Below are 299 nucleotides of genomic sequence, written 5' to 3'. Positions count from 1 at the left end.
CGCTCCGCAACCCGTCGGCTGCTGATGGCCAGTTCGGCCGCCTGATCTTCGGCTTCGCCGGGACCGAAGCTCTGGGCATCTTCTCGCTCCTGGTCGCTCTGCTCCTGGTCTTCAAGTAAGAGCCAGAGCTGACGGAAGGGGCCGCATGATGCGGCCCCGCCGAATGGCCAGGGGCCGCATGGACAGGGGAATGAGATGTACGTGACACCAGCCTATGCGCAAGAAACAGCGCCGGCGGCGGCCGAGGGCGATACGCATGCAGGCACCGCGGTGCCTGCCGCGGAGCATGAAACCTTCCC

General features: G+C 66.2%; 1 pseudogene. It reads left to right on the top strand.

What is annotated here, in order from left to right:
• Positions 1-119, top strand: a pseudogene (locus KVT37_RS32095) (ATP F0F1 synthase subunit C); the annotation flags it as partial.
• Between the last annotated feature and the right edge of the window lie 180 nt (positions 120-299).

Source organism: Mesorhizobium sp. GbtcB19 (assembly GCF_019091085.1).
Lineage (GTDB): Bacteria > Pseudomonadota > Alphaproteobacteria > Rhizobiales > Rhizobiaceae > Mesorhizobium.
This window is presented reverse-complemented; position numbering and strand designations above follow the sequence as displayed.